The 25,518-nt window shown below is 42.5% G+C and carries 22 protein-coding genes; 10 read left to right on the forward strand and 12 right to left on the reverse strand.

Going from position 1 to position 25,518, the window contains the following annotated elements:
* The first annotated feature begins 1 nt into the window (after window position 1).
* From RT034_RS09245 to RT034_RS09260, 4 genes are read left to right on the forward strand one after another with little or no spacing between them, the layout of a single operon-like run.
* Complete coding sequence (locus tag RT034_RS09245) at window positions 2-649, forward strand: acetyltransferase (RefSeq protein WP_313016093.1); 648 nt, start codon at window positions 2-4, stop codon at window positions 647-649.
* A 10-nt stretch (window positions 650-659) separates the two neighbouring features.
* Window positions 660-1,775, forward strand: a complete 1,116-nt coding sequence (locus RT034_RS09250; RefSeq protein WP_313016094.1) for a glycosyltransferase family 4 protein — start codon at window positions 660-662, stop codon at window positions 1,773-1,775.
* 6 nt (window positions 1,776-1,781) lie between these two features.
* The gene (locus RT034_RS09255) at window positions 1,782-2,996 is read left to right on the forward strand and encodes a DegT/DnrJ/EryC1/StrS family aminotransferase (RefSeq protein WP_313016095.1); all 1,215 of its coding nucleotides are present in this window, start codon (window positions 1,782-1,784) and stop codon (window positions 2,994-2,996) included.
* Window positions 2,997-3,010: 14 nt separating this feature from the next.
* Window positions 3,011-4,447, forward strand: coding sequence for a capsule assembly Wzi family protein (locus RT034_RS09260; RefSeq protein ID WP_313016096.1), 1,437 nt, complete (start codon window positions 3,011-3,013; stop codon window positions 4,445-4,447).
* 73 nt (window positions 4,448-4,520) lie between these two features.
* Here RT034_RS09260 and RT034_RS09265 read toward each other — a convergent pair whose 3' ends face one another.
* Window positions 4,521-5,297: a ferredoxin--NADP reductase gene (locus tag RT034_RS09265; RefSeq protein ID WP_050325758.1), complete on the reverse strand. Its 777-nt coding sequence runs from the start codon at window positions 5,295-5,297 to the stop codon at window positions 4,521-4,523.
* 177 nt (window positions 5,298-5,474) lie between these two features.
* Between RT034_RS09265 and tsaA the strand changes: the two genes are divergently transcribed.
* The 3 genes from tsaA (at window position 5,475) to RT034_RS09280 (ending at window position 8,136) form a co-directional block, all read left to right on the forward strand.
* Complete coding sequence (tsaA, locus tag RT034_RS09270; protein WP_313016097.1) at window positions 5,475-6,206, forward strand: tRNA (N6-threonylcarbamoyladenosine(37)-N6)-methyltransferase TrmO; 732 nt, start codon at window positions 5,475-5,477, stop codon at window positions 6,204-6,206.
* Window positions 6,207-6,380: 174 nt separating this feature from the next.
* Entirely contained in the window at window positions 6,381-6,776 is a 396-nt protein-coding gene (locus RT034_RS09275; protein WP_188874181.1) for an MCR_0457 family protein, read from the forward strand.
* 220 nt (window positions 6,777-6,996) lie between these two features.
* Window positions 6,997-8,136, forward strand: coding sequence for a D-alanyl-D-alanine carboxypeptidase family protein (locus RT034_RS09280; RefSeq protein ID WP_040403236.1), 1,140 nt, complete (start codon window positions 6,997-6,999; stop codon window positions 8,134-8,136).
* 63 nt (window positions 8,137-8,199) lie between these two features.
* Here RT034_RS09280 and RT034_RS09285 read toward each other — a convergent pair whose 3' ends face one another.
* From RT034_RS09285 to RT034_RS09330, 10 genes are all read right to left on the reverse strand, one after another.
* Window positions 8,200-10,050 (reverse strand): sensor histidine kinase, encoded by a 1,851-nt coding sequence (locus RT034_RS09285; protein WP_313016099.1) that lies wholly within the window; start codon window positions 10,048-10,050, stop codon window positions 8,200-8,202.
* Window positions 10,051-10,084: 34 nt separating this feature from the next.
* Entirely contained in the window at window positions 10,085-11,488 is a 1,404-nt protein-coding gene (gene der / locus RT034_RS09290; RefSeq protein ID WP_313016100.1) for a ribosome biogenesis GTPase Der, read from the reverse strand.
* A 201-nt stretch (window positions 11,489-11,689) separates the two neighbouring features.
* Entirely contained in the window at window positions 11,690-12,931 is a 1,242-nt protein-coding gene (bamB, locus tag RT034_RS09295) for an outer membrane protein assembly factor BamB (RefSeq protein WP_313016101.1), read from the reverse strand.
* 84 nt (window positions 12,932-13,015) lie between these two features.
* A complete protein-coding gene (locus RT034_RS09300; protein WP_313016102.1) occupies window positions 13,016-13,855 on the reverse strand; it encodes a YfgM family protein in 840 nt (279 codons plus the stop codon).
* Window positions 13,856-13,920: 65 nt separating this feature from the next.
* Window positions 13,921-15,219: a histidine--tRNA ligase gene (hisS, locus tag RT034_RS09305; RefSeq protein WP_313016103.1), complete on the reverse strand. Its 1,299-nt coding sequence runs from the start codon at window positions 15,217-15,219 to the stop codon at window positions 13,921-13,923.
* A gap of 48 nt (window positions 15,220-15,267) precedes the next feature.
* Window positions 15,268-16,383, reverse strand: a complete 1,116-nt coding sequence (ispG, locus tag RT034_RS09310; protein ID WP_188874187.1) for a flavodoxin-dependent (E)-4-hydroxy-3-methylbut-2-enyl-diphosphate synthase — start codon at window positions 16,381-16,383, stop codon at window positions 15,268-15,270.
* A 64-nt stretch (window positions 16,384-16,447) separates the two neighbouring features.
* Complete coding sequence (locus RT034_RS09315; RefSeq protein ID WP_313016104.1) at window positions 16,448-17,356, reverse strand: RodZ domain-containing protein; 909 nt, start codon at window positions 17,354-17,356, stop codon at window positions 16,448-16,450.
* Window position 17,357: 1 nt separating this feature from the next.
* Window positions 17,358-18,308 carry a type IV pilus biogenesis/stability protein PilW gene (gene pilW / locus RT034_RS09320; RefSeq protein WP_313016105.1) on the reverse strand — a complete coding sequence of 317 codons (951 nt, stop codon included), beginning with the start codon at window positions 18,306-18,308 and terminating at the stop codon, window positions 17,358-17,360.
* A gap of 208 nt (window positions 18,309-18,516) precedes the next feature.
* The gene (rlmN, locus tag RT034_RS09325) at window positions 18,517-19,716 is read right to left on the reverse strand and encodes a dual-specificity RNA methyltransferase RlmN (RefSeq protein ID WP_313016106.1); all 1,200 of its coding nucleotides are present in this window, start codon (window positions 19,714-19,716) and stop codon (window positions 18,517-18,519) included.
* Window positions 19,717-19,877: 161 nt separating this feature from the next.
* Window positions 19,878-20,060, reverse strand: a complete 183-nt coding sequence (locus RT034_RS09330; RefSeq protein WP_313016107.1) for a hypothetical protein — start codon at window positions 20,058-20,060, stop codon at window positions 19,878-19,880.
* A gap of 253 nt (window positions 20,061-20,313) precedes the next feature.
* On the opposite strand from RT034_RS09330, the gene dusB reads away from it, so the two are divergent.
* From dusB to RT034_RS09345, 3 genes are all read left to right on the forward strand, one after another.
* Window positions 20,314-21,312, forward strand: a complete 999-nt coding sequence (dusB, locus tag RT034_RS09335) for a tRNA dihydrouridine synthase DusB (protein WP_313016108.1) — start codon at window positions 20,314-20,316, stop codon at window positions 21,310-21,312.
* Between the two features lie 174 nt (window positions 21,313-21,486).
* Complete coding sequence (locus RT034_RS09340; RefSeq protein ID WP_313016109.1) at window positions 21,487-22,125, forward strand: peroxiredoxin; 639 nt, start codon at window positions 21,487-21,489, stop codon at window positions 22,123-22,125.
* Window positions 22,126-22,307: 182 nt separating this feature from the next.
* On the forward strand, window positions 22,308-23,159 hold the full coding sequence (locus tag RT034_RS09345; protein WP_313016110.1) for an META domain-containing protein: 852 nt from the start codon (window positions 22,308-22,310) through the stop codon (window positions 23,157-23,159).
* A gap of 57 nt (window positions 23,160-23,216) precedes the next feature.
* On the opposite strand, the gene rlmKL is transcribed toward RT034_RS09345, so the two are convergent.
* Window positions 23,217-25,463 (reverse strand): bifunctional 23S rRNA (guanine(2069)-N(7))-methyltransferase RlmK/23S rRNA (guanine(2445)-N(2))-methyltransferase RlmL, encoded by a 2,247-nt coding sequence (gene rlmKL, locus RT034_RS09350; RefSeq protein ID WP_313016111.1) that lies wholly within the window; start codon window positions 25,461-25,463, stop codon window positions 23,217-23,219.
* Window positions 25,464-25,518 lie beyond the last annotated feature (55 nt).

Raw genomic sequence — 25,518 nt, forward strand, 5'->3', positions numbered from 1 at the left:
GATGTCACAATTAATTGGTATCTATGGTGCAAGCGGTTTTGGCAAAGAAGTCATGCCATTAGTTAGACAACAATACCCGCAACTCAACCAAGAAAATTTCGTGTATGTTGATGATGGCGACAAGCTTGACAAGCTTGATGATTATAAAGTATTAAATTATCAACAGTTTTTGCAACACTCTGCAACTAAAAAGTGCATAACCATTGCAATCGCTAATAGCCATGTCCGTGAAAAACTCAATGCCAAACTTGTACAAGATAATATTGAAATTATTAATGTGATAGCTAATAATGCTTTACAATATCACAATATCACTATGGGTGAAGGTAGTATTATTTGTGGTTTTGTTCACCTGACTTCTAATATCAAAATTGGAAAAGGTTTTCATGCCAATATTTATAGTTATATTGCCCATGATTGTGTGATTGGTGATTTTGTTACTTTTGCGCCACGCGTTAATTGCAATGGTAATGTACATATCGAAGACCATGCTTATATTGGAACAGGCGCTGTGTTACGTCAAGGTACACCAGATAAGCCATTAATAATTGGTAAAGGCGCTATCGTTGGCATGGGTGCAGTTGTGACTAAAGATGTGCCAGCAGGTGTGACTGTAGTTGGTAATCCAGCAAGAATTTTAAATAAATAAGTGAGTTATTATGAAAATCTGCATGTTATGTCGTATATTCTATTTAGGTGGAGTTTCTACACACCTTATTGATCTATCTGAACAATTGATTAAGAAAGGACATGATGTATATATCTTAACTGCTGGCGTACAATATGAAAATTCAAAGCCAAATAAAAAATTATTTAAGCAATTATTAGATCTTGGTGTCAAATATATACGAATAGATTTCCCAAAAAATTCGAATAAAAAATTTAATTATATGTATAAAATGTTAAATAGTGTAAACCAGTGCAGAAAAGTATTTAAGGATGAACGGTTTGACATTATTCACGTTCATACGCCTGTGCTTTCTTTTATACCTAAAATACTAGGTTATAAATTTATTAGAACATTTCATTTGAATTCAATGAATATGTCGATATTTGATATTCGTGCAGATTATGAAATTGCCATAAGTACAGAAGTTTATAATTTTGTAAAGAAAAAATATAATTACCAAGATAGTGAATTACATTTAATTTTTAATGGTATTTCAAGTAGATTCTATATTGATAGAGATAAACCTTATCGTAAAGAAATTATTAAATATGGTCTCCCGATTGAAAAAATATATATAGGGTTAGTAGGTAGCATTGACGAAAGAAAAGGGCAAGACTTACTTATTAAAGCTATATCAAAAATAGAGGAAAAAGTCCTTTCAAAAATTCATGTAATATTTTTGGGAGATGGTGAGGCAGGATATATAAATTCCTTAAAAGAGCATATCTCGTTCTTGAAGCTAGAGGAAATATTTAGTTTTATTCCATTTCAAGATCCAAAAGAAATTTATGAAATCCTAGATATACATGTCCTACCTTCAAGATTAGAAGGTTTTGGATTAGTCGTTATTGAAGCAATGCTATCAGGCTGTTGTGTAGTAAGAAGTAATACTGAAGGAGCTCTCGATCAAATAAAAAATGATATTACTGGATATATATTTAAAAATGAAGATATTAATGAACTTAGTAAATTGCTAAGTGTTTTAGTTAATGAGTCTGACAAAAGAATCAAAATTGCTAAATCAGGTCAAGAACATGCTTTACACAACTTTACAAGTGAAGTTATGACTGAAAAAACCCTAAAAGTTTACGAATTACTTAAGTGATAAATCATGCTAAACACCCAATTTTCACCCTGGCCTAGCTTTACCCAAGAAGAAGCCGATGCCGTGTCACAGGTGCTATTGTCTAATAAAGTCAACTACTGGACGGGCACAGAATGTCGAGAGTTTGAAAAAGAATTTGCCGCATGGGCAGGGACAGACTACGCAGTCGCGCTGGCAAATGGCACATTGGCACTCGATGTTGCGTTACAAGCCATGGGTATTGGCGAGGGTGACGAAGTGATTGTCACGCCCCGTAGTTTTATCGCCAGTGTCTCAACGGTTGTCAATACTGGCGCGACGCCGGTATTTGCAGATGTCGAAGCTGATACCGGCAATATCTCAGCGCGTACGATTGCCCCACATATTACCGACAAGACCAAAGCCATCATTTGCGTGCATCTAGCTGGCTGGCCTTGCGATATGGATGAGATTATGGCACTTGCCAAGCAGCATAACCTATGGGTCATCGAAGACTGTGCCCAAGCGCATGGCGCCAAGTACAAAGGTAAACCAGTGGGCAGTATTGGTCACGTTGGTGCTTGGAGTTTTTGTCAAGATAAAATCATGACCACAGGCGGCGAAGGGGGCATGGTCACCACCAATGACAAAGCATTATGGCAAAAAATGTGGGAGTATAAAGACCACGGTAAAAACTACGATAGTATTTATCATAAACAACATCCACCGGGTTTTCGCTGGTTACATGACAGCTTTGGCACCAATTGGCGCATGATGGAAATGCAAGCGGTGATTGGTCGTATTCAGCTTAAAAAAATGGCCGAGTGGACCAAGATTCGTACACAAAATGCCAAAATTTTGCGTGAAGCTCTAACACAGTTTGCAGGTGGGCAACAATTTTTACGCATACCAGATATAGAATTTCACCAAGTCATGGGTGGCGATTCTGTCCATGCGTATTATAAATACTATGTGTATGTCAGACCTGAAAACTTGCCAGAGAATATCAATCGAGATAGTATTTTAAATGCGCTTAATGAGAAAAAAATTCCTTGTTTCTCTGGCTCTTGTTCAGAAATTTATTTAGAAAAAGCATTTGACAACCATCCATCACGTCCCAACGCGCGATTGACAGTTGCTAAAGAATTAGGGGAAACCAGCTTGATGTTTTTAATACACCCGACATTGACAACAAATGAAATGCAAACGATTGCTAATACCACTGTTGATGTACTAACCACTCTATTTAATGCCAACACATAAACTGTGAGCCTTGTATGAAAAATAAAACGGTTAAATATCTCTCATTGGGTGTGCTACTTGGACTTTCGCAATTAAGTCATGCAGGTCAATTAGTTCAAATTGATAGTGAGCTACGTCAAACACTTGAGATTTTAAAAATCAATGGCGTTCTAAATGTTGATATATCAACATGGCCGATTAGTTCAGAAGCCATAGAGACAGCCTTGAGTCAAGCGCAGCCCAAATCAGACAATGATAAACTGTTATTGAATCAAGTTAAACAAAAGCTTGCAGCCAACGATGTATCTAAGCTACAAATAGTAAGCAATGTCAATGGTGACGAGCGGGCTGTGTTTAGCGGTTTTAATACCGAAGGCAATACGGTGACGCCTTTGGGTGTTAGTTTTTCTCATAGCTATGCAGGTGATAACATTGATTATAAAATTCAAGGCACCTTAAATGTTGATGATGATGAGCCTAGCAAGTTATCTAATCTGGATGGCAGCTACATCGGTACCAAATTAGGCAATCATCGCCTTGCCTTTGGTAGTATTCCTGTATGGTGGGGCAACGGGGTTAATGGCAGTTTAATTCGCAGTGATGCGGCTAAACCTGTCACGGGCTTTCTAATGCAGCGCGCCAATAATACCCCTATTAATTTTCCTGTATTATCAAAACTGGGTAATTTTAATTACCAGATTACTGCCGGTCAATTACAAGACTATAAGGCAGAGCCTCACACTAAATTGATTGGCATGCGAGCGAGTTTTCAGCCGCATGAAGCGTTTCAAATCGGCGCATCGCGTTCATTGATGTGGGGGGGGGATAATAAGTCCGAAAGCCTAAAGTCTTTAGGTAAGGCTTTAATCGGCAAATATGATAATGGCGGCGAAGATGAAGATCCTTCAAACCAAATCGCAGGAATTGATGCACAGCTGAATTTAAAACCCTTGGTGAATTTGCCGGTGAGTGTGTATGGTGAATTTATTGGAGAAGATGAAGCAGGTGGTTTGCCAAGTAAACATGCTTATTTGGGGGGGATAAAAGGTACGATCCCGCTGTTTCAGCAACCTTGGTTGTGGCACGCAGAATGGGCGAATACTTACTATGATTTGGATAAAACCAATACTATTTACACCCATAGCATTTATAAAGATGGTTATTATCAAAAGGGCTTGCCGCTAGGTCATCCGATTGGTGGGGATGGTGAAATCATTAGTGTGGGGCTATCAGGTAATATTAACGCTAACAACCAGTTCGGGTTAAAATACGCCAACGCCAAAGTGAATCAGTCTAATCAAGTGATTAATTCAGCTTTTCCATCCAAGCAAGATTTGGATATTGTCGAAGCCGATTGGAAACATAGATACAATGACAAAACCTCGGTTAAACTAGGTATTTGGGGTAAAAAAGACAGCATCAGCGATGATAAAGATGCGGGTGGTAATTTAATGGTGGAGTATACGTTTTAAGGTAATTAATAAAAAAGAGCCAAATGGCTCTTTTTTTAATTCAAATTACTGCTCAACTTTTACTATTCGGCTTTTACTGCTCAACAAAGGCACGTTCAACCACATAATCACCCGTGCCGCCCATGCGTGGCGAGGGTTTAAGGCCAAACTCATCGAGTAGTGCCGCCACATCTTTATTCATAGATGGGCTACCGCAAATCATTGCGCGGTCATCGCTTGGGTTGATGGGTGGCAATCCAATATCTTGGAACAACTTGCCTGATTTCATTAAATCAGTCATACGCCCTTCATTGCGAAACGGCTCACGCGTGACCGTAGGGTAATAGATGAGTTTATCTTTAACGTATTCACCCAGTAACTCATCTTCAAACAAGTCTTTTTCAAACATCTCACGGTAGCCTAGCTCACTCACATAACGTACGCCATGCACCACGATAACTTTCTCAAAACGCTCATACACTTCTGGGTCACGGGCAAGTGACAAAAATGGTGCCAAGCCTGTACCCGTTGCTAGCATATACAAATGCTTGCCAGGGTTTAGGTCATCAAGCACGAGGGTGCCAGTGGGTTTTTTGCTCACCAATAATTTATCACCCACTTTGATATGCTGTAAAATAGACGTCAAAGGACCATCTTGTACTTTGATAGAATAAAATTCGAGCTCTTCATCATAGTTGGTGCTGGCAATTGAGTAGGCACGCATCAAAGGTTTTCCATTGACTTCCAGACCAATCATGGCAAATTCACCATTCCTAAAACGTAAACCTGCATTACGGGTAGTTTTTAGGGTAAATAATGTGTCATTCCAATGATGCACATAGGTAACGGTTTCTTCATAAAATTTTGACATAGCACCCAACCTTGTATTGGTCATAGATAAAAATAAAACTGGATAAAGAATAAAAATAGCGGGTTAATATTGACATTCTGGGGCGATATGATAGCAAATTTTTGATGAATTAGTCGAATTTGGGCGTAAAAAAATGGCATAATCATAGTTTAAAATATCATATTTTAACGACCCATTATGTTACCACAACAAATTACCCTGCCGATTATCGGCATTGTGAACTCTCCACTTAAGCAAAAGTTTGGCACACCTCGCCAGCCCAATCTTGTCGATATCAACGCTACTATCAGCATGTTGCCGCCCTACAATGTGCTCAGTGCTTTTGAAGGTATTGCCCAATTTAGTCATCTTTGGATTATATGGCAATTTCATCAAAATCGAATCAATACCAATCAGTCAAATTTTCAGACAACGGTCCGCCCACCTAGACTTGGTGGCAACCAAAAGATAGGGGTTTTTGCCAGTCGAAGTATGTATCGACCGGCAAATATTGGATTGTCAGTGGTCAAATTTTCGCATATTGAAAACAGTGAGGGCGGCTTGAGGCTACATATCATCGGCGGTGATATGATAGATGGCACACCAGTCATTGATATCAAACCATATTTGCCTTATAGCGATAGTATCGATGATGCGATTGCTGGGTATGCCAGCCAAAAACCCGTTATCAAGTCAGTACATTGGCATCCCGATTTATTGCAGGATTTATCCAATATTGCAATAAAAAGTCAGCTCAAGCAAACAGATTGGCAAACCATCGAGCAACTCATTGCGCAAGATCCCAGACCTGGGTATCGCCAGCAAGAGCTTAATACCCCATTTGTCATGCGTTATCAGAATGTCGATGTTCATTTTAGCCAGATAGCGGATAGTGTTTTGCAAATTCAAACGATTGAGCTATTAAATTAAGCGGTGGCATGGATGATATGAAAGTTTTTACTTAGCCGTATATTGCTAAACTGTTTCAAAAAATTTTACTTGTTCACAAAATACTGACTATATAGCGTAATTATTCGCTATATTTTTTTTGATTATTTAGTATGATATGGGCTGTATTTTACTTAGATAACCTTAGGACACCGTATGATTAAACTGGGCAAAATCAGTCAAGCTATGATAGGCATGCTATTAATGGGCGTCACCGTGAGTGGTATCGCTGAAGATAAAAATAACGATACCATCGCAATCGATATGTCAGAATTATCGACTACCAAAGAAGAAGTGGCGGTATTACAAGTGTTATCAGAAATCTGCCCACCCATGCTAAATAAATCGCAACAAACAGGGTTTAATACCGCTTATAATGTTGAGCTAAAAAAATTAATGCCGACCATCAGCGATCCTCGTTTAGCGGTGCAGTACTTGTCCACTCAGCAAGATTACAAGCAAATTTTGAATGAAACTCGCCAATGGACGCTCAGTTATCCAAAAGCGGACAATCTTCAATTATGTAAAGAACTTGCCAGCAGTAAATACTAGTTTAACTCAAGCCGTGCTATCAACCCCCTAACTGATTTAGGGGGTTTTATTTATGATAAATCGTTGATTTTTAGACCGAATACAGTGTTGAATCACGATTTTTTTTGCTAATATAGGCAATTTGTTTTACCAAGCGGCCAACCCAACAGGTCGCATTTGATTTGAGCCAAGAGTGAGTGAGATGAAAGCAATCGCAATACCGCAATATACCCAACGTCTGATGGTCGGCACTTTTGTCGCCGCCAGTTTTTTTGCCACAACTGTACAGGCAAATGCCGCCATACAACAGCCTGAACTAGACAATTCTGCTTTTATCTTAATTGACTATGATACGGGTACGGTATTGGCTCAAAAAAATGCCGCGCAGCCATTCCCACCCGCATCATTGACCAAGATGATGACCAGTTACATCATTGAGCAGCGGCTGCTATCAGGGGCATTAAAAGAAAACGAACCCATCCTTATGACTCCTGAAGCTTGGTGTAAAGGCTCAAGTGAAGAGTCTTGTATGTATGTCCCTGTCAACACAACCGCCCCTGTGATTGATATGTTAAAAGGTATTATTATCCAATCGGGTAATGATGCGTCAAAAGCGATGGCACAGCACATCGGCGGCAGCGAAACCACGTTTGCAGATTTGATGAATGAAGAAGCCAAAAAAATTGGCATGACCCATACCCATTTTATGAATGCGACCGGTATGCCACAAGAAGGCCATCAAGCATCTGCCGAAGATTTGGCGAAACTCGCCCAAGCGATTATCAAAAACAGTAAAAAATATTATCCCATCTATAGCCAAAAACAATTTACTTATAATGGCATCACTCAGGGCAACCGCAATGCGCTGTTGTTCACCGATCCAACGGTAGACGGTCTAAAAACAGGGCATACCGACGAAGCAGGTTACTGCCTAGTAGCATCGAGTAAACGCGGTGATATGCGTCTGATTTCAGTGATTATGGGTACTAAAAGCGCTCAAGAGCGCGCAGACCAATCGCGCAACTTACTCAACTGGGGATTTAGTAACTTTGCTACTAAAATTGCCGCCCCTGCCCAAAAAAGCTACGGCAGCGTGCCAGTCAACTTCGGTGCTGTCGATAAAGTCAACGTCGTCAGCAAAGGTAATTTACAAGTACTAGTGCCAAAACTGGATCAAGAAAAAATCAGCACTGTGGTCAATTTGCCAGCCGATGTTAAAGCGCCGTTAGCGCAAGGTCAAGAAGTGGGTAAACTGGTGGCTATGCTCAATGGCAAACCTGTGGCGTCTGTGCCACTGGTCGCTGAAACCCAAGTTCAAGAAGCTGGAATTTTTAAACGTATGTGGCAACACATCGTACTGTTCTTTAAAGGTTTATTTTAAATTACAAAGAAAAATCACAAAAAAACCCTTCAAATGAAACGAAGGGTTTTTTTAACTCAAAATTTAACTCAATATATTGGACAACTCTTTGATATATTGATCGAGTCGCTCGTCTATGACTTCTTTTTTCACAAAATAATCCACCCCAGCTATTTTTAGTAATTCAATGGTATGCGGATTTAACGCTTTAGTGTCATAAACGCAGATAATGGTGACCCTGGCTTTATTTTCACGCTCACGAAATTTGCTGACGAAGTCTAACATCGCTTGATAATCGATATTTCGCGAGATAAATAACGCATCCACCGTATGAAATAACAAATAATCTTCAAGAAGTTCGCTACTGGTAAACGTCTCAACTTTAGCACCCGCATTTTCCATGCGTTTGGCCGTTTCGAATAAATCCTCATAGTGATACCAAGCGACAATATGTTTATTTAGCAATAAATTGCGTTCATAGTTGTGTTTCCAATCTTTTAGCAGTAACGATACCTGAAAATTGCTACCCACATCAGGTTCGCTAGTAACTGTGATGCTGCCTTTCATCAGTGCTAACAGTTTTTTCACCAAAAATAATCCTGCAGAATTAGTTGATGAGGAATGTTTTATTTCAGGATTAATTTGGAAAAAAGGTTCAAAAATTAGCTCTAAATATTCCTTTGCAATGCCTATGCCAGTGTCTTCAATCTGCAGCGTCCACCGTACTTGCGTTTGTAAATGTTGCAACTGCGAGGTGATTGTTATGCTGCCTTTATCGGTAAATTTAATCGCGTTTTCTACCAATGAACTAATAATTAGGGTGATTTTTTGAACATCGCCTTCTAGGACATAGTCGGCATGATAGGGCTTTGCCTTTAACGTAATATTTTTCTCGGCAGCCAGAGGCTGATAATCATTGACAATTTGGGTGATTAACCCCGTTGGACTAAATTGGTAGGCACTGACGCCTGTTTGACCTTTATCGATACGGTTAATTTGGATGATTTGATCAAGCTTAGCATTTAAATCATCTTTGCCCAAAGTAATAATTTCAACGGCATCTTTTTGCTCAGCGCTGATATATTGATTGTGTAATAGCTGTAGACCCGATTCGATACGACTTACAGAGGATTTGAACTCATGAATCAAAATATTTTCAAATTTTGAATTGTGCTCAAGCTGCTTAATTTGGGTTTCTTCAAGGTCATTTTTTTCTTGGCGCAGGGTGTTGATTTGGGCAATTTGCGCCTTGTGCTTGTTGAGCACATACACCAAGGCTTTTTCAAATACCCAAGCCTCATTACTTTTTGGCAGCTTATACGCCTCTGCTGCTAAAAATTCATCTTGCAAAATGTGATGGCTTAAATTTTCAAGTTTTGGTAAGCGATGGGTTAAATTTTGCACCTTTTGCAACACAAACCACAAATTGAACAGCGCAATAAATGATAACACCAGTACTAACGGCAAATGTTGCCAAAACCATTGCTGGCGAATGGTTTGTAGGTCAAGGGTGATATTGTTATAACCAATCAGCTGCTCTACTTTAGTGTTGTCTTGATGGGGCTTGAATGTCAATAAATTAATTTTAACAGGTTCACTCAATCCGTAATAGCGCTCAAAAAAAACCTCTGTGACTTTAATCGGATGGGTGGTTGGGTGCTGCTGCTGATCAAATGGAAAAAACACAATGCTTTCGTACTGCGGCATCTCGCTTAATAGTTTATCAATGCTAGCGGTTGTCACACCGTTAGGACTGTTGGCAGTAGACTGGGCAAGTAGATAATTAATCTTACTGGCCTGTTTGATTTCATATTGCACTGTTTGGGTCAAGTCGACTAAGGTATAAATCGCAAGGCAAATAAATAAAACCAATAAAAAGGGTATTGCAACGATACGCTTTACCCCAATTTGATAACCTAAAGTCTTCTGTACCATTCACTCATCCCTTAAAACGCCAATTAACATAACCTTAACGTTTTTTGCCGCGTTTTTTGAATTTTTGCACTTCTCGACGTTTACGTTCTTTTTGCGCATCCGTCATGGTATTGGTGCGACCTGCGTAAGGGTTGGCGTTTTGTTTAAACTCAACCCGAATCGGGGTACCTTCAAGCTTGAATACTTTGCGAAATTCGTTTTCTAGGTAGCGACGATAACTGTTTGGCACTTGGCTGGTTTGATTGCCATGAATTACAATAATTGGTGGATTATGCCCCCCCAAATGCGCAAATCGAAGTTTAATGCGTCGCCCGCCTACCATAGGGGGCTGGTGTGCAGTAACCGCATCTTGTAGAATTTGGGTCAAGCGACTGGTAGAAATATCAAACATTGCCGCATCATAGGCACGGTGAATCGATGGGTAAAGATTGCCAACACCCGTTCCGTGAAGCGCCGAGATTAAATGGACTTTTACATAAGGGATAAAGTTAAAACGTCGATCCATTTCAATTTTGACAAAGTTCTTTTGGTCTTGGTCAAGCCCGTCCCATTTATTGATGGCAAGCACCATCGCGCGACCTGCTTCTAAGGCGTAGCCCAACAAGTTCAAATCCTGATCGGTAATGCCTTCTTGCGCATCAATGACCACGATGACTACATGGGCATCTTTAATGGCTTGCAAGGTTTTGACCACAGAAAATTTTTCAACTTTTTCATCAATACGTCCACGGCGACGCACGCCTGCGGTATCAATCAACACATAATGTCTATTGTCACGCTCATAAGGGATATAGATACTATCGCGCGTGGTACCTGGCATATCAAAAACCACCACGCGTTCTTCACCGAGCAAGCGATTGACAAGCGTAGATTTGCCGACGTTGGGTCTACCAATGATGGCGATACGTAAACCATCAGGTGCTTGTTCTTCTTGGTCATCGGTGGGCATATTGGCAGTGACGGCTTCTAATAAATTGCCCACCCCACGTCCGTGACTGGCTGCCATGGGAAATGGCTCGCCAAAACCTAACGCATAAAATTCATGAATCGCCGCTTCATGGACGCCATCCATTTTATTGGCGGCTACAAACACGGGCTTGCCAAGGGTGTGAAGTTGTTTGGCAATGACTTCATCGGCGCCTGTGATACCTGCGCGGCTATCAACCACAAATACAATGATATCGGCTTCATGGATAGCGGTATGCGATTGGTGCGACATATAGTCATCAATGGTGCCGTCACCTTCATCCACTTCGCCAATACCACCGGTATCGATGACGATAAAGGATTTTTCTTCAAAGGTTGCATCGCCATATTGACGGTCGCGGGTAAGACCTGCCAAATCAGCAACCAAGGCTTGACGACTGCGGGTCAACTGATTAAATAGGGTGGACTTGCCAACGTTCGGACGGCCAATCAAGGCAACAACTGGTTTCATAAATTTAATTTCCAAAATTTTCAAAAAGCAAGATTTTAAACAAGCAAGATTTTAAACATGCTTGAAAAATTCATTATTTCTATAACTTAACAAACCCAACATCGCGCTGCAATGCTGGGTTGTCATTTGAACTCATACTTTTATCAGTATGGGCTTCTCATCCACTCGCCAAAACCGCTAAATGCGTAAACAGTTTAACAATTAACGATTTACTTGCCAAACACTAAATGCGCCATTTGCGCTTTGGGCAATCAAACGGTTATTGATAAACTGTAATACCGCCACGTCGGATTTGGCCTGTTTTCTGTCAACCAGTGCCCCTGACGTGCGGTCATATACATGCAAATAACCCATGGCATCACCAACCACCACATAGTTGCCGATACTCACCGCATTACTTAAGCCACGATAAGACAAATTATCGGTTTGCCAATTAACCGTGCCTGTCATTTTATCCATCGCCACCAATTCGCCATCGAGCGAAGTGGCGTAAACTTGGCTAGCATCTGTGCCGACTGATTTTAGGCTCGCCAACTCTTTGACAAAACTAAGCTGCTGGGAAGCCATATCGGCAGCGACTAACTGACCACTGTAGGACACAACGTACAGCATATTGCCATCTAGTACGGGAGTGGCGTCCACATCAGAAATTTTTTCGATATCGCTACTGCCTTTGCTGATACCAAAACGTTTTGACCAAATGGGTACGCCATTATCGATGTTTAAAGCATGGATACGACCATCGGCTGTCGAAACCAGCACCGTATTGCGATTGAACAAAATCGGCGTGGCACTACCGCGAACGCTTAAATTTGGATTTTGGGTGTTAAAAGTCCAAATAGGCGCGCCAGACTCTAGCGACAGCGCACTAATTTTACCATCATTGCCAAGGGTAATGACACGGTTTTGGCTGATGAGGGCAGGGGATAGGGTTGCGGTATCTAAAGGCGTTTGCCAAATAACTTTGCCAGTCATTCTATCTAACGCAATAATTACCCCTTTGCTGTCACTGACCACGGCTACGCGAGATTGTTCATCTAGCGCCACCCCTGACATTAGGCCTTGTTTGAGTTTGGTACTCCAAAGCGCTTTGCCTTGCCCATCAAACGCTTGCACGCTACCGTCTGCTAACGCATTCACATAGCCATTGTTGTCATACGCCACGCGAAACGCGGTAGGTTGTTGGCTGATGGTGGTTTTATTGCGCAAACTGCCAAAGCGTTGGCTAACTTTTGTATTACTGCCTTGACTAAATAGCGGAGAAATCACATTTTGACTGGTAGCGAGTTTCACAAGTGTGGCAGGTTTATGAACATTGTCAGATTTTTTAAACTTATCACAACCTGTCAGGGTCATCGCTACCACCAAGGCGGTTGCAAATACGGCAGGTTTCATTAAGTTTGTCGATAAGGGTGTCGATTTTGTTGTTGTTATGGTAGTCATTGTTTATCTCGTAACGTATGATAAAGTTTAAAATGTTGTCAGTTAAAAGTTTTGTCAGGTTAAGATTTTTTACCTAATTTGCACCTATTTTATGCTTGAGGCAACAGCAGGCGCAGATGCGGTTGCAGCAGCAGCGGCAGTATTTTCAGACTGGGTAGGTGCTTGGGTAGGCTTAGCGAGTACGCCACCTGTTAAATCAGGTTGTTTGACGCTTAAGCCTAGGCTTTCCATTTTGATACGCAGCAATGCACGGTCTTGTGGGTTTGGGTTGTTTTGATTACGTTGTTCAATCAATTGCCAAGCCTTTTGGTAATGAGTAGCAGCCGCTTTTTTATCGCCTTGTTGGTTGGCAATGTCCCCCAAAATCTCAAGTTTACTGGCTTCAAAGGCAGCGGGTAAGGGGCTTTGCAAGCGTTTTTGTGCCGCATCCGCTTGATTGTCCGACAACAGGACTTGTGCTTGGCGCAAAATGGCAATGGCCTTTAGCCCATCATCCTTCAGCGTTAACTGAGACGCTTTTTGTAGCGTTGCTGCCGCCGCTTTTAGATCATTTTTATCGGTTTGTTGTTTGGCTTGCAGCATTAAGGCTTGCCATGTATAAACCGAATTATCATGGTTAGCCACAAATTCGCCCAAGTCTTTGTCCAAATTGGTTTGCGCCGTAGTCAGTTGCGCTTGTGCCTTAGTATCGGTGGCAGCTTGGGTGGTTAGGGTCTCAATGTTGTTTTGGTCGCTTTGAATTTTGGCAAAATCGTTCGCCGCGGCGCTATCTATATTACCGCCATGCTTTTGCCAGTAAGTCCAGCCAAAATAACCCGCTAATACCAACATAATGGCGGATACAATATAGCCACCATATTGTTTAAGCGCGCCTAAGGATTGCTGTTCATCATTTACTAGCTTAGGTTGTACGTCTTTAACCATTACATAAAGCCTTTCAAAAAATTACTGATATAAGTTACCCATCAAATTTGGCTCAATCGGATAGATTAGATAAAATCTGGGTTTTCGCTAAAGAGCGTGTTACTCGCGACCGTAATTTGGTCACCGGTTGCCATTTTTTTGATGGTAATTTGCTGATTGGCGACTTCATCTTGTGCGATGATCACTGACAATTGCGCACCTGATTTGTCGGCTTTTTTCATTTGCGCTTTTAAACTCGTGGCACTCGCCATTTTCACGCGAAGATTTGAACGTCGTGTACGCAGCTCATGGGCAAATTTGATGGCATCGGTGTAAACATCAGGATGGGCGACCACAAATACATCACAGGCCGGCGTTGCCTCAAACGGCTGTACCTTTTGCATGAGTAACAGCAAACGCTCAAGCCCCATGGCAAAACCTACAGCAGGCTCGGAAGCGGCTGGTTTATCACTGCCAATGGATTTGATTTGTCCGATAAGACCGTCATAACGACCCCCAGCACACACCGTGGCTTGGCTACCCAACTGGTCAGTCGTCCATTCAAATACGGTTTTATTGTAATAATCTAAACCGCGTACCAGTTTTGGATTAATGACAAAATTGATGCCAACTGCTTTAAGATACTGTTGCAAGGCTTCAAAATGCTGCTGGCTTGCTGCCCCCAAAAAGTCAGCAAGCTTTGGGGCATTCTCTAAAATTTGTTGGGTATTTTTATCTTTACTATCTAAAATGCGTAGTGGGTTGGTGGTTAAGCGGCGCTGACTATCTTCATCTAATTGAGATTTTTTATCGGTTAAAAAATCCACCAAGGCTTGGCGATATGCCAGTCGTTCGTCTATCTCACCCAAGCTATTAATCTCAAGTTGCACCACATCTAAAATACCCAATTTTTGCCACATTTGGTAAGTCATGATAATGAGCTCAGCATCGGCATCCGCTAATTCACTGCCAAAACTCTCAACCCCTAATTGGTGAAACTGACGATAACGCCCTTTTTGCGGTTGTTCATAGCGAAACATAGGACCAATGTACCAAAGTTTTGGATTGTCACCGCGCAATAAGTTATGCTCCACCACGGCACGTACCGCGCCTGCCGTGCCTTCAGGGCGTAGCGTCAATGCCGTAGGTGGGTTGGATTTGTCATAAAAACTATACATTTCCTTTTCGACAATGTCAGTGGCATCGCCAATCGCACGGGCAAATAGCTGGGTTTCTTCAACGATGGGAATGCGAATTTGCTCAAAGCCAAATTGATTGAGTACATCGATAAGGCTGCTTTCAAGTTGGCGCCACTCACTCGATGGGCGCGTAGATTCTGTCTCAATATGTAAGATATCATTAAAACCTTTAATGGATTTTAACATGGTCAATTTCCCAAAAAATACAAACTAAAAAAATAAATGACACAAAAATTATTTAACCCGTAAAATTTCATTGGCGCGCTGCGCTTCTCGTTCAGCCACTTTCTGACGGACCATGGCTTCAATCTCATCAGCAAGCTTAGTGGTATCAATCAAATGTGATTTTTCCCCATTTTTGTAGACAAGGCTATTTGGACTAGCACCCACCACGCCGATATCTGATTCTTTGGCTTCCCCTGGACCATTGACTTTACAGCCAATCACCGACACATCCATTGGCTCACGGATATCTTCTAGGCGTTTTTCTAAGTCCATCATCACCCGAATCACATCAAACTCTTGGCGTGAGCAGCTAGGGCAGGCGATAAAATTCACCCCATTACTACGAATACCGAGTGATTTTAAAATATCAAAACCGATTTTAATTTCTTCTTCTGGCTCAGCGGCTAGCGAAATACGCATGGTATCGCCAATGCCTTCTAGCAGTAGTCCGCCTAACGCAATCGCAGACTTAACGGTACCGGTGCGGTACACTCCCGCTTCTGTCACACCTAAATGCAAGGGATTGTCAACTTGTGCAGAAATCAACCGATACGCATCCATGGTCAAAAACACATTACTGGCTTTGACTGAGATTTTAAATTGGTCAAAGTTATTACGATCTAAAATATCAATATGGCGCATCGCCGATTCAAGCATGGCTTCACCCGTGGGTTCACCATATTTTTTTTGGATGTCTTTTTCTAGCGAACCTGCGTTTACGCCAATGCGCATACTGATGCCATGATGTTTGGCGGCGGCAATCACTTCACGCACTTTTTGTTCATTGCCGATATTACCTGGGTTGATACGTAAACAGTCTGCACCTGCATCAGCCACCGCCAGTGCAATTTTATAATCAAAATGAACGTCTGCCACTAGGGGCACAGAAACTTGTCTTTTGATTTCGGCAAAGGCGGCAACGGATTCCATGGTAGGGGTGGAGACGCGCATCAGATCAGCACCGGCATCGACACAGCGCTGAATCTGTGCCACAGTGGCATCAACATCGCAGGTATCGGTATTGGTCATACTTTGCACACTAATGGGGGCGTCACCGCCTACTGCGACATTACCGACGTAGATTTTTTTGGTGAGTTTACGTTTGATGGGGTTATGCGCTGACATAGGCGTTCCTATTATTATAACTGTTATAACGAATGATTTAGCGTATTTTAAAAGTTATAAGCCGTTAAGGTTTTAAAGTAAAATTGGCTTTATCGTTTTGGGCATAATTGCTTAATTTAATCGGTTGTTTGTTCAAATCCAAGCTCACATTGCTGGCTTTGTCGATATTGACTTGAAACGGCGCTTGACCTGTCAATTGGTAACTACCGCGTGCTTGATCACCATCTAAAATCGTATTGCCTGTCGCATCCACAATGGTGATTTTGGTGGTATCTTTCACAAAAATGTCAATCGAAGCTTTAGCACCAGCTTGTCCTGTCGCTGCTGTACCACTGGCATTATCAGCACTCACCGCGACACCAGTAATGGCAGAGCCCGTGGCGGGTAACCCGCTGGCAGTGACTGTGTTAGTCACAATCGCGGAGCCTGCATTATTAAGCGACGCACCGCTGACTTGGTCTTGAGTTGGTATACTGGCAACAGCACTAGCGGGCGCTTGTTCAACCGAGTCATTATGGGCTTTGCTAACTTTATTAAAAATAAAAATCGCCAGCCCCAAAACCAATAAAATCCCACCAATGACAAAAGGGTTAATACGCACACTAGGACGCGCTTCACGATTAAGCGTGCCCATCGGCTGCATCGGGGCATTGATGACCGTGGCATATTTTTGTTTGAGGGTAGCGGGGTATTGGGCATCAAAACTTTGCGCGACCAGATTTTTATCCAAACCCAAAAAACGCCCATAGGTAGTGGCAAAACCGCGCGCAAAGGTAGGCTGTGGCAAGGCTTCAAAATCATTGGCTTCAAGTGCTCGAAGATGACTTTTTAAAATGAAAGTTTTGGCAGCGACATCCTCAATCGATAAGCCTTTTTTCTCACGGGCTTGTTTAAAACGCTGACCCAAAAGCTGGGTTGTGTCATGAACCGGGGTAGAGTTTTGTTGATTGTCGGTGTTATTGCTGTTTTCCATCTTATTTCCAAGTTGACGTTGGGGTTAAAAGTCCAGAACGAATCTGCTTTGCTTCATCGCTAAGGGGATAGCGATCCAAAAGCTGCTGCGCTAATTTTTGCGTTTCCATGGTATTGTTCGCAAGCTTGGCAAGCCTAATCCCTTGCGATAAAGTGCGCGGGTCAAGGTTGGCTTGACCAATAATTTTAACCAAATCATTATACAGCGCCTGTGCCTCCAAAAATTTGCCATCAGCCAATAAAATATCAATGAGCTCTGTACGGGCGACGATGCTTTGGCGGTTGGCATCGAGTGCTTTGATAAATGATTGTATCGCCAGTGGTTTGTTTTTGACCTTTAACGCTGTACGACCTAAATTCTCTAAGGCACTGGCACGACCCTCATACCCTAAGGCAGAACCCGCAATTTGAAACTGCGCAATCGCTTCTTGGTTACGACTGAGTTGGGCGAGATATACGCCATAGTTGTTGTTTGCTTGACTAAATTCAGGGTTAAGTGCGATGGCGTTTTTAAAATAAGCCTCGGCTTTTTGCATATTGCGCGGGCTGCCTTCTTGCTGCAACAACACGCCCATCATATCATTGGCTTCTGCTGACTTTGGATAAGACTTTAATGCACTTTCTAACTGTCGTTTGGCATCGTCTAATTTACCACCACGAATATATTCAGCGGCAATCGCGGTGCGAATTCTGGCGATTTCTTCTGGATTTTTTTCCCAACGACTTGGGTCACTGGCGGTGACTGTCTGCGTGGTGACTTGTCGGGTAGTGGTACAACCGGTTAGGCAAAGGGTGAGGCTTGAAAGGCCAATCATACCTGCGGCAAAAACCTTCGATAAAAAATTTGATTTGCCGGGCATTTTACCGTCGTCTATATCGTTGTCGTCTAATTGACACAAAATAGCAGGTTGACTGTGGTATAAATGAGTTTGACGTGAGTGACATGGTGGCATAACAAACTTACTCATAATCAAATGAACTAAATTGAATAATTAAAAATTTTGACAGTCGATAACGATTTTTAATTGTCGATAAAAGCCAATAGCAAAACAAGCCTATCATTAAAAATGGCTATTACTATAGCAAAAAAACCTTGATAACACCAACCGTTAAGGCTAACTTGCGCCTTTATCACGCCAAACTATTATAATGATAAAAGATTTAATGAGATGCTTTAGATTGTAATGTTTTGGACACTTTTTCTTGCCATTGTTTTGCTCGGCGGGTTTTATCGGTGACTTGTCCGACCAGCTGTCCACACGCCGCATCAATGTCATCGCCGCGGGTTTGGCGAATGGTACAGACAAAGCCTGCTTGGTTCAAGATATTGCTAAACGCATGGATGCGATTGTTACTAGAGCGTCCATAAGGCGCATGCGGGAACGGATTAAACGGAATCAAATTAATTTTGCAGGGCAAATCTTTGAGCAGATTGACCAGCTGACGGGCGTGCTCATCCGTGTCATTGACGTCTTTTAACATCACATATTCGATGGTGACATGCTTTTTATGACGGGGGTTTTCGTCATATACATAAGATTTGGCGGCGGCTATCAGCTCTTTGAGTGGATATTTTTTATTGATGGGTACCAGTTCGTTACGTAGTTCGTCATTGGGTGCATGTAGGCTGATGGCAAGTGCCACATCAATGTCTTTGGCCAGCTGATACATCTTTGGCACGATACCCGATGTAGATAGGGTAACGCGGCGTTTGGACAAGCCAAAACCAAAATCATCGAGCATCAATGACATACTGGCTACCACAGGCTCGTAATTTAACAGCGGTTCACCCATGCCCATCATCACCACATTAGTGACCCGATTTTCACGTTCAGTGACAGGCACATTTTCCATATAGGACTGGTTGGCAACCCACAGCTGTCCGATAATTTCGCTAGGCGATAAGTCCCGCTCAAAGCCTTGTTTACCGGTGCTACAAAACGAGCAGTCAAGCGCACAGCCGACTTGGGATGAAATACACAAGGTTTTACGTCCAAACTGTTTGTTATCGTCAGCTGGGATGAGTACGGTTTCCACCAGCGAGCCACCTGCTACTTCAAACACCCATTTGCGGGTGCCATCTTCGCTAAATTGTTTGAACTTGACCGTTGGGGGCGATACAGTTGCCACTTCATCCAATGTTTCTTGTAGTTTTTTGGACAAATTCGTCATTTGATAAAAATCGGTCACGCCAAACTGATAAATCCACTTCATGACTTGGGTGGCACGAAACGGTTTTTCGCCGAGCTTGGCAAAAAATTGTCCAAGCTCAGCCTTACTCATGCCAAGTAAATTGGTTTTTGCGGTAAGGTCTTGGGGATTGACCATTTCTGGGTTTTGAATGACAGGAATTTGGGTCATAGCGGTCGTATAAGCGTGTCAAATAAACAAGATAGTATACTAAAATCTCAACTATTTGTCATGGTAAAACATAGTGACTTGTTAGCGGTTTTATATACAATATCTTTACCTCCCATATGTTGCCCAAATTGGCATGGCTAAATGGGTAAAATATCGACAAATCAAATAGCGATAATAAGAATTATCATGATTAGGCATAAAAATGCCAATAACCACTTCCATTCAAGCGAAACAAAATCAACCATACGGCGAGCCACCCTAGCAGACCAATGGGGCAGCTGATAAACCACTTCGCCATTGACATGCTTACCGCCCCGATACCAAAGTTTAAGCTGTTTTAACATATGTTTATGCCCATTTCTATGTCTAAATCTAGGTCTAACAAATTGATGAGTATGACACTATTAAACTTCTATTGGGTTAAGTCTATATGACAAACAAATAAAAAATCGTAAAAAATTGATATAAAAACTCACCCGATTGTTTAAAAGAGGGGGAAATGGGGAGTATGATAAATGCGTAATATTTTTAGCCAAAGCATGGACAATAAAAGTTATAATGTTTCCCCATTTTTGAGCCCGTCATTCTTTTGTATTTATGTCCAACCATCCATTGCTTACTCCCCTCAATATCGGCGACCAGACTATCGCCAACCGCATCATCGTTGCCCCGATGGCAGGGGTCACTGATAAGCCTTTTCGCATGCTAGCCAAATCCTTTGGCGCAGGGCATGCCGTGTCAGAGATGATGACGTCTGATGCCACGCTATTTGCCCATCACAAAACACTGTATCGTGCCAATTTTGATGGCGAAATCGCGCCTATTTCTGCGCAAATCGCTGGTTCAGACCCAGAAAAAATCGCCGAAGCCGCTCGCTATCAAGTTGCCAATGGGGCGCAAATTGTCGATATCAATATGGGTTGCCCGGCAAAAAAAGTATGCAAAAAGCTTGCTGGTTCAGCGCTACTCAAAGATGAAGATTTGGTCAAGCGACTATTAGATGCCACGGTCAATGCAGTGGATGTACCAGTCACGCTAAAAACCCGTCTAGGCTATGCCAATGGCGAAGAAAATATTTTACGTGTCGCAAAAATGGCAGAAGAGGCAGGTATCGCCATGATTGTAATTCATGGACGCACCCGAGAAGATAAATATCTGGGCAGCGCTCGCTATGAGTTAATTAAAGAGGTCAAAAATCTTCTCACCATTCCTGTTATCGTCAATGGGGATATCGACAGCCCGCAAAAAGCCAAACAAGTATATGAGCAAACAGGCGCTGATGGCATTATGATTGGGCGGGCAGGGCAAGGGCAGCCTTGGATTTTTCGCGACATTGCGCATTATCTAAAGACTGGTGAAATCCTGCCCAGTCCAACGATGGATGAGTTAAAAGAGATTGTATTGAGCCATTTGCAGGAGATTTATGCGTTTTATGGCGAATACTCGGGGTGTCGTATCGCTCGTAAACATATTGCTTGGTATACCTCAGGCATTGCCAATTCTAATGCGTTTCGCCAAGCCATGTATGAAGAAGATACCACCGCTGGGCAGTTTAACGTGGTCGCGCAGTTTTTAAAGACCGCGGAATTTGATTAAAACCTCCACTATAGAACAGTCAATCGTAGGGTGCTTATGACTTTTTAGAAACAAAGATTCGCAAAAAGTCATGATTAATGAATTTAAAATCTGTTAAAATTTTGCTGAGTCTCTGTGATAGACCGATATCAAACAATAACCATATACGATTAATCAAATTATAAGGAGTCAGCGATGGCACAATTACGAATTGGCGACACGGCACCAAATTTTGACGCACAAACCACCGAAGGCAACATCAATTTTTACGATTGGCAAGGTGATAACTGGGTGGTTTTATTCTCACATCCCGCAGACTTTACCCCAGTCTGTACCACGGAGTTAGGACGCACGGCATCATTGGGTGATGAATTCAAAAAGCGCCATGTCAAACCGATTGCTTTATCAGTCGATAGTGTCGAAGATCACAAAGTTTGGGCAGGCGATATTTCAGAAACCCAAGGCTGCGAGGTGAATTTCCCCATCATTGCAGACGCTGACAAAAAAGTATCGGAAGCTTACGACATGATTCACCCAAATGCGTCAACCACGCACACGGTTCGTAGCGTATTCATTATTGATCCACAGCATAAACTGCGGTTAACTTTCACTTACCCAGCTGCCGTAGGTCGTAACTTCAATGAAATTTTACGGGTGATTGATGCCTTGCAATTGTCAGATAATTATGGCATTGCAACGCCAGTTGAGTGGCAAGACGGGGACGATGTGATTATCCCGCCGAGCGTCAAAAATGAAGAAATCGCCGCGAAATTCCCAAAAGGGCATACAGAAATCAAACCTTATCTACGCACTACGCCACAACCGAATAAATAATCGTTTATTTTAAGTTTGAAATCAAAAACCTAGTCGCTTGACTGGGTTTTTTTATGTCAACTCTTCCATTAAATATACGCAACTAAATTTAAACGTACTAAACTAAATTTACAGAACGGATGCTGAATAACCAAAAATATTTGGCTAAACTTCAATTAATGGCGTAATAATGGATATAAAGAATGATAAACAATCAAGTTAAAGGTGGCTTTAAAACGAGCGCATTGCTCATGCTTGCCCTGACGGGTTGCCAAACGGTGAATACTAACCCATCAGCGCCGAGTGAAAGAGTGCCTGATGCCCAGCCTGCGATATTTATTGGTAAAGCACCGACTGTTGATGATTTGCAAAGTTATCATTGGCAATTGTCTGGCATGAATACTTATCCCAACAGTACCAATCCACCGCCATCCGATCACTTGAAGCCGCAAATTGATAACCACAAGGTAACACTTGATTTCACCCAAAATCGAATCAGTTACAGTGTAGGCTGTAATCAATTATCGAGTGGCTATAGGTTACAAGGGGACAAGCTACAGGCAAGCACCAATGCGGTGACTACCTTGATGGGTTGCGGCTCTCTACAACAAAGTGAAACTTGGTTGGCTCAGCAAATGCAAAGCCAAAGTCAACTATCAATGATGATAATGAGCTGGCAAACACATGCAATGTTGCAACAAGATTTGGCAGACGGCACTGCGTTAATTTGGGATGGCATATTAAAGCCTGGAGTAAAATACGGTAAAGGGGAAACCGTATTTTTGGAAGTCAAACCCAAATGGCAGTATTGCGATAACGTGACCGATAGAAAATGCCTACAAGTGCGTGATATCAATTATGACACTCAGGGACTAAAAACAGCGGTGGGTCAATGGTATATTCTCGATGCGCCTATCATGGGTTATCGTCATGATGAAAGCGCACAGCGGGTTTTGCGCTTGACTCGCTATCGCACACCGCCCACCGATACCAAAGGCTATGGCAACCTTTATCAGCTTGATAGCGTGATTGAAACCAAGACTCTGGCAAAATAACCGAACTCATCAAAAAAAGCGAAGGCTAACACGAGTCATTGCTTTTTTATTGGCAAATTATTTGTGGCGAATCGCCCACGACTGGTGAATAGGGCGTTTACTATCAAAATCAAAGTCGATGGTTTGGTTGGTCATTTCTTCAACGTGATAACGGTTGCTGATTTCGTCATCTAGCACAAATTTGGTAAAGTTATTGGAAAAATACAACACGCCTTCAGCGGATAAGCGATTCATGGCACGGTTGATGAGTGGTACGTGGTCGCGCTGCACATCAAAAGTACCTTGAAATTTCTTGGAATTAGAAAAAGTCGGCGGGTCGATAAAAATCACATCGTACTGCTCGGTGTTGCTTTTAATCCATTCAAAAATATCTTGGGCAATAAACTGGTAGCTTGGCAAATCTGGCAAGCCATTTAGGGCAAAATTTTTGCGTCCCCAATCCAGATAGTTTTGTGATAAATCCACCGATGTCACCGCTTTTGCGCCGCCCAATGCCGCATGCACGCTGGCAGTACAAGTATAAGCAAACAGATTAAGCACTGTTTTACCACGTGATTTTTCTGCAATAATTTTTCGGATGCTGCGATGGTCAAGAAATAGCCCCGTATCCAAATAATCGCTAAAGTTCACCAAAAAATACGCCCGTTGGTTGTTGGCGGTTGGCTCGCTGACCACATGGAATTTACCCGAATTGGCTTTTTTCTCATACTGCTCATTGCCGGATTGGCGGGCGCGGGTTTTGATAAACACTTGCTCACGGTTTACTTGCAAGGCTTCACGCACGCCATGCAGCGCTAGATTAAAGCGTTTTTTGGCGGTCTCTAACGGGATTGATTTGGGGGCGGCATATTCTTGCACATGCACAAATTCGCCATATACATCCACTGCTACTTTAAAATCAGGTAAGTCGGCATCATACACCCGCAGATTGGTTACAGCTTGTTTGTGAGCAAGCTTACGCAGATTGGCAAGATTTTTTTGTAGTCGATTGACAAAATCTTGACCTTCTTCTACGGCGATTTCACGTTTTTCAAAACGCGTAATCAGCGGTGTGTCTTTACTCTTTAACAGCTCACCATAACGAAAATAAACGGTGATAGCACCGTTATGACAGCGTAGGGTTTTTGGCTCGGCAAGGGGTAGTACGTCAGCTTGTTCAACTTTGGCAGCGAGGACACCCAAAGTCACTTTGGCAGGGCTATCTGCAAACAGGGCTTGTAATTTTTTACCCAGACCTTGATACAAGGGTTTAATCAATTCTTCTTCACCCAAGCGCTCACCATACGGTGGGTTGGTGATAAACAAGGGATTGACCCAGCCATTGACTTGTTTTTCTAGTGCCAAATTAAGGGTCGCTAGTGAGCGCTGCTGCAAGGTAATACGGTTGATGATAGGCGTCAAACCTGCGGCGATTAAATTTTTGTGCGTGGCTCGAACCGCGCCTGAGTCCATATCAAAAGCAAATACCGCGGGCATCTCGCCATTTGCCATGGCATTTAAGCGATGATGAAAACGGGTTTGCGCGTCTTGCACCATAGCCTCCCAAAGGGCAGTATCATGATGTTGCCATGCATAAAACCCAAATTGGCTATCGGCTTTATCCAGTCCCACGGCATAATCTGCGCTCATCAGTAAGGCTTCAATAATCAGCGTGCCTGAGCCGCACATCGGGTCGACGATACTGTCAAATTGGGTGGTGTGAAAATTCACGCTATAGAGCAGCGCAGCCGCCAAGTTTTCTTTGAGTGGCGCTTCGGTCATCGCAGCACGGTAACCACGGCGGTGCAAACTGGTCCCTGATAAGTCTAAATACAATTCAGCTTGTTTGTCACCCACCGTAGCGACAATGCCAAAATCGGGGTTTTTATCGACATTGGGGCGACGACCGAACTGCTCGTTAAATTGGTCGGCAATCGCATCTTTGACACGCAGCATGGTGAATTGCTGGTTGGCTTGTACGCGCTTATCTAGGGTCAAACGAATCGCAAAGGTCTGTTCCAAATCAAATAACTGGGTCCATTTGACAGTTTTGGCAAAGGTATAGAGCTGATCTGCAATATCGTACTCGGGATTGATGTTCTTTTTGCCCAGTGGTAACAATACCCGTGATGCCACACGAGACCATAGACAAACTTGATAAATCTGCGCTAACGTCAATGTCGCCATCAGCCGACCCGTGCGCTCAATTTGTGTATCTATATCAAAGCTTGCCAGCTCAGTTTGCAAGGGAATCTCTAGCCCATCCGCACAAGTGATTACAATGTGAAAAGTTTGCCCAACGGGCGTTGTATTGCTGTCTGTCATAAATACTGCCAAAAAAAGTCAAAGTTGATTAATGGCGTATTTTAGCATGATTAGC

The organism is Moraxella sp. CTOTU48841, from assembly GCF_032061225.1.
GTDB classification, from domain to species: Bacteria; Pseudomonadota; Gammaproteobacteria; order Pseudomonadales; family Moraxellaceae; genus Faucicola; species Faucicola cinerea.

Excerpts from the sequence above, each read along its gene's own strand:
- RT034_RS09245 (WP_313016093.1), top strand. The coding sequence starts at position 2 with ATGTCACAATTAATTGGTATCTATGGTGCAAGCGGTTTTGGCAAAGAA.
- RT034_RS09250 (WP_313016094.1), top strand. The coding sequence starts at position 660 with ATGAAAATCTGCATGTTATGTCGTATATTCTATTTAGGTGGAGTTTCT.
- RT034_RS09255 (WP_313016095.1), top strand. The coding sequence starts at position 1,782 with ATGCTAAACACCCAATTTTCACCCTGGCCTAGCTTTACCCAAGAAGAA.
- RT034_RS09260 (WP_313016096.1), top strand. The coding sequence starts at position 3,011 with ATGAAAAATAAAACGGTTAAATATCTCTCATTGGGTGTGCTACTTGGA.
- RT034_RS09265 (WP_050325758.1), bottom strand. The coding sequence starts at position 5,297 with ATGTCAAAATTTTATGAAGAAACCGTTACCTATGTGCATCATTGGAAT.
- tsaA (WP_313016097.1), top strand. The coding sequence starts at position 5,475 with ATGTTACCACAACAAATTACCCTGCCGATTATCGGCATTGTGAACTCT.
- RT034_RS09275 (WP_188874181.1), top strand. The coding sequence starts at position 6,381 with ATGATTAAACTGGGCAAAATCAGTCAAGCTATGATAGGCATGCTATTA.
- RT034_RS09280 (WP_040403236.1), top strand. The coding sequence starts at position 6,997 with ATGGTCGGCACTTTTGTCGCCGCCAGTTTTTTTGCCACAACTGTACAG.
- RT034_RS09285 (WP_313016099.1), bottom strand. The coding sequence starts at position 10,050 with ATGGTACAGAAGACTTTAGGTTATCAAATTGGGGTAAAGCGTATCGTT.
- der (WP_313016100.1), bottom strand. The coding sequence starts at position 11,488 with ATGAAACCAGTTGTTGCCTTGATTGGCCGTCCGAACGTTGGCAAGTCC.
- bamB (WP_313016101.1), bottom strand. The coding sequence starts at position 12,931 with ATGACTACCATAACAACAACAAAATCGACACCCTTATCGACAAACTTA.
- RT034_RS09300 (WP_313016102.1), bottom strand. The coding sequence starts at position 13,855 with ATGGTTAAAGACGTACAACCTAAGCTAGTAAATGATGAACAGCAATCC.
- hisS (WP_313016103.1), bottom strand. The coding sequence starts at position 15,219 with ATGTTAAAATCCATTAAAGGTTTTAATGATATCTTACATATTGAGACA.
- ispG (WP_188874187.1), bottom strand. The coding sequence starts at position 16,383 with ATGTCAGCGCATAACCCCATCAAACGTAAACTCACCAAAAAAATCTAC.
- RT034_RS09315 (WP_313016104.1), bottom strand. The coding sequence starts at position 17,356 with ATGGAAAACAGCAATAACACCGACAATCAACAAAACTCTACCCCGGTT.
- pilW (WP_313016105.1), bottom strand. The coding sequence starts at position 18,308 with ATGCCACCATGTCACTCACGTCAAACTCATTTATACCACAGTCAACCT.
- rlmN (WP_313016106.1), bottom strand. The coding sequence starts at position 19,716 with ATGACCCAAATTCCTGTCATTCAAAACCCAGAAATGGTCAATCCCCAA.
- RT034_RS09330 (WP_313016107.1), bottom strand. The coding sequence starts at position 20,060 with ATGTTAAAACAGCTTAAACTTTGGTATCGGGGCGGTAAGCATGTCAAT.
- dusB (WP_313016108.1), top strand. The coding sequence starts at position 20,314 with ATGTCCAACCATCCATTGCTTACTCCCCTCAATATCGGCGACCAGACT.
- RT034_RS09340 (WP_313016109.1), top strand. The coding sequence starts at position 21,487 with ATGGCACAATTACGAATTGGCGACACGGCACCAAATTTTGACGCACAA.
- RT034_RS09345 (WP_313016110.1), top strand. The coding sequence starts at position 22,308 with ATGATAAACAATCAAGTTAAAGGTGGCTTTAAAACGAGCGCATTGCTC.
- rlmKL (WP_313016111.1), bottom strand. The coding sequence starts at position 25,463 with ATGACAGACAGCAATACAACGCCCGTTGGGCAAACTTTTCACATTGTA.